Here is a 3,113-nt window from a genome sequence, read left to right on the forward strand (position 1 = left end):
CTACCGACAGCTTTATCGTCGTGCCCGATGGACAATGGCGCAACGCGTTCTCGACCAGATTGGCGAACATCTGCGTCAGCAGCTCGCGATCGCCATGGATCCGGTCCGTCGTTTCCTGTGGTTGCGCCAACGACAGCGACTTTCCGTCGTCCTCGGCAACATCGGCATAGATCTCGGCGATGGTTTGCAGCACCTCGCCCAGATCGACATCGGTGAACCGCGCCCGGCGGGCGCCGGCCTCGATCTGCGCGATGCGCAGCAGGGCATCGAAGGTCTCGTTGATCTGCAGGCTCTCGGCATGCGCCTCCGCCAGTTCAGCGGCGATTTTCCGGCCCGACAGGTTCTTTTCCGACGCGGTGTCGAGGATCATCTGCAACCGGTTGAGCGGCGTCTTCAGATCGTGGGCGATGTTGGCGCTGACCTGTTTCATGCCTTCGACCAGCGCCGACAGGCGGTCGAGCGCGGCATTGACCTGGCTGGAGACGATGTCGATGTCGTCACCCTTGCCGGTCAGCGGAATGCGGGTGTCCAGCCGTCCATGCGAGACATCCACCATGGTGGCGGCGATGCCGTCGAGACGGCGCTGGACGCGCGAGGCGAGCAGGGCGCCGCCGGCGACCGCCAGCCCGGTGATGATCAGGGTTCCCCAGCCAAAGCTCATCAGCACGATTCTCTCCAGCTCCTCCGTCTCGGAAAGGCTGAAGGCGACGGTCAGCGTGTTGCCGCCGACCGGGCCGGAATAGGCGCGGTACTCGGCGCCGGGCGGCACGCCGGGCATTTCGGTGTCGAACATCGAGAAGCCGTCGGGGAGCCCCGCGGCGGTGAAGTTGCCGGCCAGGCGATTGCCCGTTGCGTCGGTCAGCGAAAACAGCTGCTCCTTCTTGAGGCTGCGCAGGGAGTGGCTGCCGACGGTCTCAACCAGCTCCTTGAGATCGTTCTCGGCATAGGTCGCGGCGACGACCGCGTAGGTTTCCTTGATGGTGTCGTCGAGCCGCTCGGCAAGATCGGCGCTCATCATCTGGTAGACGATGGCGCCAGACAGGACGAAGGCCAGCACGAACAGGAAGGCGAAGGTCAGGGCAAGCCGGAATGGCGTGCTGCGCAGCAGGCGGGACCAGGTTCCGGTCATGGCGCGTGCAGGCTGTAGCCTGTGTTGCGGACGGTGTGGATGAGCTGGGTTTCGAAGGGCTTGTCGACCTTGGCCCGCAGCCGGCTGATATGGGTCTCGACGACGCTGGTCCTGGGATCGAAATGAAAATCCCAGACACGCTCCAGAAGCATGGTGCGGGTGATGACGCGGCCTTCGCCGCGCATCAGCACTTCCAGCAGGCTGAACTCCCGCGGCTGCAGGTCGATCGGCTGGCCCCGCCTCGTGACGCGGCGCATGATCAGGTCCATTTCGAGGTCGGCGACCCGCAGGACGGTTTTCTGCTCCTGCGCCGCCGGCCGCCGGCCAAGCGCGTTGATGCGGGCGAGGAGTTCGGAAAAGGCGAAGGGCTTGACCAGATAGTCGTCGCCGCCTGCCTCGAGCCCCTCGACGCGGTCGTCGATGCCGCCGACGGAGGTGAGGAAGATCGCCGGCGTGCGCACGCCGGCGGCGCGCACCGCCTTGACCATCGACAGGCCGTCGAGACCGGGGATCATCCGATCGGCGACGATCACGTCGTATTTGCCCCGGGTCGCCGCGAACAGCCCGTCATGGCCGTTGCGCAGGAGGTCGCAGACATGGCCGGCCTCGGTCAGTCCCCTGACGATATAGTCGGCCGTCCTGTGGTCGTCCTCGACGAGAAGCAGTCGCATGAAAGGTCCGGTCCGTTGCCGAGATGGACAGGCTATCACCGGCACGGGCTTGTTCCTAGGATGTCACGAAGGCGCAGGGATGGTGGCGCTAGAACGTTCACGATTGGCCGAAGCGGTGGGGTTTTCGGCAATTGTCAATGCTAGCGCATCCGCCCTGCACCTAGTCCAGGTCCAGCAACAGTTCATCGGCTTCGTCGGTTGTCCCCTTCAGGGTCATGTGCAGGACGAGCGCAATGATACAGCCGAGGAAGAGCAGGCTGGTGAAGATGGTGCCGAAGCCCAGGCCGCCATGCCTGGCCGATCGCGACAGCAGGTCACCGAAGGAGGCGCCGAGCGGCCGCGTCAGGATATAGGCGAGCCAGAAGGCCAGGATGCCGTCGAGATTGAGCAGCCAGTAGGCCAGCACGATGAGCGCGATGGCGCCGCCGAACAGCAGGCCTGTGGTGAGGTAGCCCATGTCGAAGCTTTCGGCGACGAGATCGCCGCCGGCGGTGCCGAGCGCGAAGGTCAAGAGGATCGCCAGCCAGTAGAAGATTTCGCGCCTGGTGGTGAAGATGGTGTGGATCGACAGCGTCCGTTCGCTGGCGTACCAGACCGCGAATGTCGCGGCGAGCGCAACCGAGAAGGCGATGGTCGTGGTCTGCAGGCGCCCGCCGAAAGTGTCGACGAGATTGTCCGTCACCAGGGTGCCGACGATGCTGATCAGCACCACCGCCAGCCAGTAGGCCCACGGCACGTAACGCTTCTGCGCAAACTGCAGGACGAGGGCAGCGATCAGGATGCCGGTCATGATCAGCGAGGTGACGGTCAGCCCAAGCCCGATCGTGTCGGCAAGATAATCCGCCGCGGTCTCGCCGGTGGTGACCGCCATCAACTTGATCACCCAGAAATCGAGAGTGACGTCGGGAACCCTGTTGTGGCTCGGTGGGGCGGGTTGTTGCCTGTTGGGCGCGAGCATGGCTGAAGTCCTGAGGTCGACGGTTGCGGCGGTGGCGATCCGCGCAGCGTAAGCAAACGAGTTCACGCCGGCCTGTCCGGCGGCATACAAATTCGTAAGAATGGTCGTGGGCCGCGCAAAGGTCCTTTACGAACGCCCGGCGCTGCGCCGATAGAGGGCGTGCGCCTTTCATCCGGCATCAATGTCATGCCCATTGCTCACGGGCACTCGTCAGTGCCCCAGGAAACACCAAATGACCTACGCTACCCTCAAGCCGGTTTCCCAGGCCTTCGAGCAGCGCAAGCGCCTGATCTTCGTGCGAGTTGCGGCGGCGCTGGCGGTGTTGCTGCTGTTTCTCACCAAGCCGGGGCTGAGC

The 3,113-nt window shown here is 64.4% G+C and carries 3 protein-coding genes; all 3 read right to left on the bottom strand.

Annotated elements, in window-relative coordinates:
- Positions 1-1,129: histidine kinase dimerization/phospho-acceptor domain-containing protein (locus EN991_RS29415; protein ID WP_127370061.1), on the bottom strand; the 1,129-nt coding region annotated here is incomplete at its 3' end.
- Positions 1,126-1,800, bottom strand: a complete 675-nt coding sequence (locus EN991_RS29420) for a winged helix-turn-helix domain-containing protein (protein ID WP_013528748.1) — start codon at positions 1,798-1,800, stop codon at positions 1,126-1,128. The genes EN991_RS29420 and EN991_RS29415, both read right to left, overlap by 4 nt.
- 160 nt (positions 1,801-1,960) lie before the next feature.
- Positions 1,961-2,758: a hypothetical protein gene (locus EN991_RS29425; protein ID WP_127370062.1), complete on the bottom strand. Its 798-nt coding sequence runs from the start codon at positions 2,756-2,758 to the stop codon at positions 1,961-1,963.
- Positions 2,759-3,113 lie beyond the last annotated feature (355 nt).

The sequence above is a fragment of the Mesorhizobium sp. M7A.F.Ca.US.005.03.2.1 genome (assembly GCF_003997795.1).
Taxonomy (GTDB): domain Bacteria; phylum Pseudomonadota; class Alphaproteobacteria; order Rhizobiales; family Rhizobiaceae; genus Mesorhizobium; species Mesorhizobium ciceri.